A 6967-nucleotide genomic window follows, 5' to 3' on the forward strand; every position below is an offset into this window, starting at 1 on the left:
CGGTTACATTCCGAACCCGGAAGCTAAGCCTCACAGCGCCGATGGTACTGCAGGGGGGACCCTGTGGGAGAGTAGGACGCCGCCGAACAATCATTGTGAAGAACCCCCCGATCCTTACGGATCGGGGGGTTCTTTGCGTTTCCGGGGCAGAGCCGGAATCGCGGAATTGCGGTGCGGAACCGGGCCGGGGGACTACAGGGCGAGCTTGAACCCGAGGTGCGAGGGGACGAAGCCGAGGCGCTCGTAGAAGCGGTGGGCGTCGGTCCGGGTCGCGTCCGAGGTGAGCTGGACGAGGTCGGAGCCGAGCTCGCGGGAGCGGTCGATCGCCCACCGGATCAGGTCGGTGCCGAGGCCGGTGCCGCGCTCGTCCGCGTGGATCCGGACCGCCTCGATGATGGTGCGGGTGGAGCCCTTGCGGGAGAGCCCGGGCACCACCGTCAGCTGGAGCGTTCCGATGGTCCGGCCGGCCCGCTCGGCGACCACGAGGTGCTGGTGCGGGTCGGCGTCGATCCGGGCGAAGGCCGTCCGGTAGGGGGAGAGGTCGTCGGGGCTCTCGCGGGCGGCGCCCAGGGGGTCGTCGGCGAGCATGGCCACTATCGCCGGCAGGTCGTCGGCGGTGGCGCGGCGGATCGTCAGGTCGTTCATGATCACAGCCTAGGCGAGCCCCCGGGGCGCGGAGGGGCCCGTCCGGGGCTCGGGTCCGTTCTCTGCCCGCCCCGCGCGCCCACGGGGCCCGCCTGGGCCCGTCAGAGGCCGTCGAGAGGCCGCCGAGGGGGCCGTGCGGGTGCGCCCGAGGGGTGGAGCGGCGAGGTGATCCGGCGTCACTCGCCGGGCAGCGCGCTGGTGATGACGGCGAAGACCGCCCCGTGCGGGTCGAGGAGCTGGGCCAGTCGGCCGACACCGTGCACGTCCATCGCGGGGATGCGGACGGTCGCGCCCAGCTGGCCGGCCAGGGCGAGGGCGGCGTCCACGTTGGCGACCTCGAAGTAGGGGAGCCAGTGCGAGCCGGTGCCCGCGGCCGTCTGCTCGGGGCCGAGCTGCATGATGCCGCCGTGGGCGTCTTCGGTACCGCCGCCGGCCGGGGTGAGGACGGTGTACGTCACCTCGCCGAGCGGGACGTCCTGCTCCTGCCAGCCGAAGACGCCGCGGTAGAACTCCTTGGCCGCGTCGGCGTCGACGCTGTAGCACTCGGCCCAGCAGAAGGTGCCCTGATCGGTGACGGTGTCCAGGCCGCGGGTGGCGTGCGGCTGCCAGACGGCGAACTCGGCGCCGGTGGGGTCGCGGTAACCGGCCATCCGGCCGCTGTTGAAGACGTCGAACGGGGCGAAGCGGACGGTGCCGCCGCCGGCTTCGACGAGCGCGGTGGTCCGGTCGGCGTCGGGGGTGTTGAAGTAGATCGTCCAGCCGGGGCGGTCCGCGTTCTCGTTGAGCGGTCCGAGGGCGGCGACCGTGCGGCCGTCCTGCTGGAAGAAGCCGTAGCCGCCCCCTTCGGGCCCCGCCGTGGCGAAGGTCCAGCCGAACACGGTGTTGTAGAAGACCGCGGACGCGGCGATGTCCGGGCTGGCGAGGTCGAGCCAGTTCGGGGAGCCGGGGGTGAAGGCGGTGCTGAGCATGGTGGCGGTGCTCCTTGAACGGGCCCGTCGCGGCGGGGCACGGGCGGTGTCGGCGCCCCCCGCTGCCCTCCAGCCTGGCATCAGGACGCCCGGTGTCGCACCCGGGCGGTACGGTGCGTAGCGAAACTGCACCCGCACTGATAAGGGGGGCCCGGTGGCCAGGCAGGCGCAGGCGGACCAGCCGCCGCTGCCGCGCCAGCTCGCTCAGGTCGAGGGCGTGCTGGAGCGGATCACCTATGCCAACGAGGAGACGGGCTACACCGTCGCCCGGGTGGACACCGGGCGCGGTGCGAACGACCTGCTCACGGTGGTGGGCGCGCTGCTGGGGGCGCAGCCGGGGGAGTCGCTGCGGCTGCACGGGCGGTGGGGGTCGCACCCGCAGTACGGCAAGCAGTTCGTGGTGGAGAACTACACGACGGTGCTGCCCGCGACGATCCAGGGCATCCAGCGCTACCTCGGCTCGGGGCTCATCAAGGGCATCGGGCCGCGGTTCGCGGAGCGGATCGTGGAGCGGTTCGGGGTGGACACCCTGGAGGTGATCGAGAACGAGCCGGGCCGGTTGATCGAGGTGCCGGGGCTCGGGCCGAAGCGCACCAAGAAGATCGCGGCGGCCTGGGAGGAGCAGAAGTCCATCAAGGAGGTGATGGTCTTCCTGCAGGGGGTCGGCGTGTCGACGTCGCTCGCGGTGCGGATCTACAAGCAGTACGGGGACGGCTCGATCGGGGTGGTCAAGAACGAGCCGTACCGGCTGGCGTCGGACGTCTGGGGCATCGGCTTCCTGACGGCGGACCGGATCGCGCAGGCGGTGGGCATCCCGCACGACAGTCCGGAGCGGGTGAAGGCGGGCCTGCAGTACGCGCTGTCGCAGAGCAGCGACCAGGGGCACTGCTACCTGCCCGAGGAGCGGCTGATCGCGGACGGGGTGAAGCTGCTCCAGGTGGACGTCGGGCTGGTGATCGACTGCCTGGCGGAGCTGGTGGCCGCGGAGGGGGTGGTGCGCGAGGCGGTACCGGGGGAGGCGGGGGAGCCGATCACCGCCGTGTACCTGGTGCCCTTCCACCGGGCCGAGATCTCGCTGGCCAACCAGCTGTTGCGGCTGCTGCGTTCGGAGTCGGACCGGATGCCGTGGTTCGCGGACGTGGACTGGCCGGCGGCGCTCGGCTGGCTGGCGAAGCGGACGGGGGCGGAGCTGGCTCCGGAGCAGGAGCAGTCGGTGCGGTTGGCCCTGACGGAGAAGGTGGCGGTGCTGACGGGCGGTCCGGGCTGCGGCAAGTCGTTCACGGTGAAGTCGATCGTGACGCTGGCGCTGGCGAAGCGGGCGAAGGTCGTCCTGGCGGCGCCGACCGGCCGGGCGGCGAAGCGGCTGGCGGAGCTGACCGGGGTGGAGGCCTCGACGGTGCACCGGCTGCTGGAGCTGAGGCCGGGCGGGGACGCGGCCTACGACCGGGACCGCCCGCTGGACGCCGACCTGGTGGTGGTCGACGAGGCCTCGATGCTGGACCTCATCCTGGCGAACAAGCTGGTCAAGGCGGTGGCGCCGGGGGCGCACCTGCTGTTCGTGGGGGACGTGGACCAGCTGCCGTCGGTGGGCGCCGGCGAGGTGCTGCGGGACCTGCTGGCCGACGGCGGCCCGATCCCCTCGGTGCGGCTGACCAGGATCTTCCGGCAGGCGGCGCAGTCGGGCGTGGTGACCAACGCGCACCGGATCAACGAGGGCCTGCCGCCGTTGACGGAGGGTCTGCCGGACTTCTTCCTGTTCGTGGAGGACGACGCCGAGCAGGCGGCCGGGCTGACGGTGGACGTGGTGGCGCGGCGGATCCCGCAGCGCTTCGGGTACGACGCGCGCCGGGACGTCCAGGTGCTGGCGCCGATGCACCGGGGGCCGGCGGGCGCGGGGAACCTGAACACGCTGCTGCAGGCGGCGGTGACGCCGGCCCGGGAGGGGCTGGCGGAGCGCCGGTTCGGCGGCCGGACGTTCCGGGTGGGGGACAAGGTCACCCAGATCCGCAACAACTACGACAAGGGGCGCAACGGGGTCTTCAACGGCACAGTGGGAGTGGTGACCTCACTGAGCGTGGACGACCAGCGGTTGACGGTGGTCACCGACGAGGACGAGGAGGTGCCGTACGACTTCGACGAGCTGGACGAGTTGGCGCACGCGTACGCGGTGACGATCCACCGGTCGCAGGGGAGCGAGTACCCAGTGGTGGTGATTCCGGTCACCACGTCCGCCTGGACGATGCTCCAGCGGAACCTGCTCTACACCGCCGTGACCAGGGCGCGGAAACTCGTAGTGCTGGTGGGGTCACGGAAGGCGATCGGACAGGCCGTTCGCACCGTCAGCGCAGGTAGGAGGCACGCCGCGCTGGATCATCGGCTGGCGACTGGATGATTCTCCAACGGATGGTTGCCTCTATTGTTCTCTTGACGTGAAGAGATTTACGGCAGAGCCTGGAGTGGTGCCGATCTTGTCCGGTTCGTACCGGCTGCGGCGGCAGGTTTTGTAGGGGCGGTCCCTTTCGGGCCACCCCGGGTGCGCGGCTGTCCGCCAGATGGGGGATGGTAGAGACAGTCAGGGCACCTTGGAAGAGGATTCATTTCGTCGGTGAGGAAGACGTGAGCGACAACTCGGTAGTACTGCGGTACCAGGACGGCGAGTACGAGTACCCCGTCGTCGAGAGCACTGCGGGCAACGCCGGCTTCGACATCTCGAAGCTGCTCCCGCAGACCGGCCTGGTCACCCTGGACAACGGCTTCGGTAACACCGCCGCGTACAAGTCCGCGATCACCTTCGTGGACGGTGACAACGGCATCCTGCGGTACCGCGGCTACCCGATCGAGCAGCTCGCCGAGCAGGGCAGCTTCATCGAGACCGCGTACCTCCTGATCAACGGTGAGCTGCCGACCGCGGACCAGCTGTCGGAGTTCAACCGCGAGATCACCCAGCACACCCTGCTGCACGAGGACGTCAAGCGCTTCTACCAGGGCTTCCCGCGCGACGCCCACCCGATGGCGATGCTGTCCTCGGTCGTCGGCGCGCTGTCCACCTTCTACCAGGACAGCCACAACCCCTTCGACGCCGCCCAGCGTCACCTGTCGACGGTCCGCCTGCTGGCGAAGCTGCCGACGATCGCGGCCTACGCGTACAAGAAGTCGGTCGGCCAGCCGTTCGTCTACCCGCGCAACGACCTGAGCTACGTCGAGAACTTCCTGCGGATGACCTTCGCCGTCCCCGCCGAGGACTACGAGCTCAACCCGGTCGTCGTGAACGCGCTGGACAAGCTGCTGATCCTGCACGCGGACCACGAGCAGAACTGCTCGACCTCCACCGTCCGCCTGGTGGGTTCCAGCCACGCGAACCAGTTCGCCTCGATCTCGGCCGGCATCTCGGCGCTCTGGGGCCCGCTGCACGGCGGCGCGAACCAGGCCGTGCTGGAGATGCTGGAGAGCATCCAGAAGGACGGCGGCGACGTCGACGCGTTCATTCGCAAGGTGAAGAACCGCGAGGACGGCGTCAAGCTGATGGGCTTCGGCCACCGCGTGTACAAGGCGTTCGACCCGCGCGCCGCGCAGGTCAAGCTGCTGGCGCACGAGGTGCTCGGCCAGCTCGGCAAGTCCGACGAGCTGCTGGACATCGCGCTCAAGCTGGAGGAGCACGCGCTCCAGGACGACTTCTTCGTCTCGCGCAAGCTCTACCCGAACGTGGACTTCTACACCGGCCTGATCTACCGCGCCATGGGCTTCCCGACCAGCATGTTCACCGTGCTGTTCGCCCTCGGCCGGCTGCCGGGCTGGATCGCCCACTGGCACGAGATGATCAACGACCCGACCAGCCGGATCGGCCGTCCGCGCCAGATCTACACCGGCACCGCGATCCGCGACTACGTGGGCCTCGAAGCCCGCTGACGCAGGACCTGAAAGGGCCCGGCCGCTTCACGCGGCCGGGCCCTTCACCGTCCCGCACGAGGGTGGGAGAGGTACAGCGCACGACTCCGGGGCGGCCGCAGCCGGGGACGGCCGCTCAAAGCGTCCCAGACCCGCCACACCCCGGCGTCGTGCGCGAAGGCCGCCAACCGTCGGCGACCGTCCCGGGGCCCGCCGGAGCCCCGTCGGCGGCAGTGGTGGCCGTGCGGCGACGTGATGCCGTTCGCCACGTCTCCGCCCACCGAAAAACTGCCGCACTACCAACCTAAGACGTATCAGGGTGCGAGAAGTTACGCCCGGGGGGTGTGAGCTGCCTCTCGCCACGCTCCGTGTGCGGGTTGTGGCCCGCCCATATCACACCTCCCGGCGGCGGCTACGTCACCCTCCCCGCAGTCACGGCAACCGAGCGTGATAGGAATCGTGGCATTCCGGTACGGACCGCCCCGCACCCTCGCAGCGTGGCGGCGGAACTGGGGAGGGAGTGCGCAGATGGCCAGGAACGTCGTCGTCACCGGTGGTGGCACGGGTATCGGGTACGAAGTGGCGCGGCGGTTCGCCGAGGCGGGCGAACGGGTGGTGATCGTCGGCCGTCGGCGGGCGGTGCTCGAACGGGCCGCGGCCGACCTCGGACCGAATGTCACCCCACTGGTCCGCGACCTCGCCGACCCCGACGACGTCGAGGCGGCGCTGGGTGAACTGCCGGAGCGGATCGACGTGCTGGTGAACAACGCCGGCAGCCGGGAGACCGTGATCGGTGGCGGGCCGCACGCCCTGCTGGCCCGCTGGCGCGGCGACTTCGAGCGCAATGTGCTGACCGTGGTGCTGCTGACCGAGTCCATCCGCGACCGGCTCACCCCGGGCTCGGGCCGGGTGGTCACGGTCAGCTCGATCGCCGCCCTGAGCGGCGCCGGCTCGTACGGGGCCGCCAAGGCCTCGCTGCACGCCTGGAACCACTTCCTGGCCGCGCAGCTCGGCACCTCGGGGATCACGGCCAACATCGTCGCCCCGGGCACCGTGGCGGGCACCGAGTTCTTCGGCCCGCGGCTGGACGAGGCCGAGGTGTCCCGCCGGGCGGCCCGGACGCTGCTCGGCCGGATCGGCGAGGCGGGCGAGGTGGCCGCGGCGGTCTACTTCCTGGCCTCGGCGGAGGCCGGCTTCATCACCGGCGAGATCATGCACTGCAACGGCGGCGAGCTGCTCGGGCGCTGACCGCTCCGGGAGACGCCGAGGGGCCCGCCCACCGCACGCGCGGTGGGCGGGCCCCTCGGCGTTGCCGGGGCGCGGTCTCAGGGCCGGTCGGCGGGCTGGAACCGGCGGAGCCGGAGGCTGTTGGTGACCACGAAGACGGAGGAGAAGGCCATGGTGGCGCCGGCGATCATGGGGTTCAGGAGGCCGGTGGCGGCGAGGGGGAGGGCGGCGAGGTTGTAGCC

At 70.9% G+C, this 6967-nt stretch carries 5 protein-coding genes and 1 rRNA gene; 4 read left to right on the forward strand and 2 right to left on the reverse strand.

What is annotated here, in order from left to right; translation table 11 throughout:
• Positions 1-88, forward strand: a 5S ribosomal RNA gene (rrf, locus tag ACZ4UX_RS36880); the annotation flags it as partial.
• Between the two features lie 104 nt (positions 89-192).
• Here the strand turns inward: rrf and ACZ4UX_RS36885 are convergent.
• Together ACZ4UX_RS36885 and ACZ4UX_RS36890 are read right to left on the reverse strand one after the other, a co-directional pair.
• Positions 193-645, reverse strand: a complete 453-nt coding sequence (locus tag ACZ4UX_RS36885) for a GNAT family N-acetyltransferase (RefSeq protein ID WP_359812249.1) — start codon at positions 643-645, stop codon at positions 193-195.
• A 176-nt stretch (positions 646-821) separates the two neighbouring features.
• Positions 822-1613: a VOC family protein gene (locus ACZ4UX_RS36890; RefSeq protein WP_465709856.1), complete on the reverse strand. Its 792-nt coding sequence runs from the start codon at positions 1611-1613 to the stop codon at positions 822-824.
• Between the two features lie 154 nt (positions 1614-1767).
• Between ACZ4UX_RS36890 and recD2 the strand changes: the two genes are divergently transcribed.
• From recD2 to ACZ4UX_RS36905, 3 genes are all read left to right on the forward strand, one after another.
• Positions 1768-4005, forward strand: a complete 2238-nt coding sequence (gene recD2 / locus ACZ4UX_RS36895; RefSeq protein ID WP_352298434.1) for an SF1B family DNA helicase RecD2 — start codon at positions 1768-1770, stop codon at positions 4003-4005.
• Positions 4006-4229: 224 nt separating this feature from the next.
• Complete coding sequence (locus tag ACZ4UX_RS36900; protein WP_329489905.1) at positions 4230-5519, forward strand: citrate synthase; 1290 nt, start codon at positions 4230-4232, stop codon at positions 5517-5519.
• A 507-nt stretch (positions 5520-6026) separates the two neighbouring features.
• Positions 6027-6746, forward strand: a complete 720-nt coding sequence (locus ACZ4UX_RS36905) for an SDR family NAD(P)-dependent oxidoreductase (RefSeq protein WP_329489906.1) — start codon at positions 6027-6029, stop codon at positions 6744-6746.
• Positions 6747-6967 lie beyond the last annotated feature (221 nt).

It is taken from the genome of Kitasatospora sp. NPDC028961, assembly GCF_055564815.1.

What these genes read in the sequence shown, in the direction of transcription:
- ACZ4UX_RS36885 (WP_359812249.1), bottom strand. Translation starts at nt 645, where the DNA reads ATGAACGACCTGACGATCCGCCGCGCCACCGCCGACGACCTGCCGGCG.
- ACZ4UX_RS36890 (WP_465709856.1), bottom strand. Translation starts at nt 1,613, where the DNA reads ATGCTCAGCACCGCCTTCACCCCCGGCTCCCCGAACTGGCTCGACCTC.
- ACZ4UX_RS36905 (WP_329489906.1), top strand. Translation starts at nt 6,027, where the DNA reads ATGGCCAGGAACGTCGTCGTCACCGGTGGTGGCACGGGTATCGGGTAC.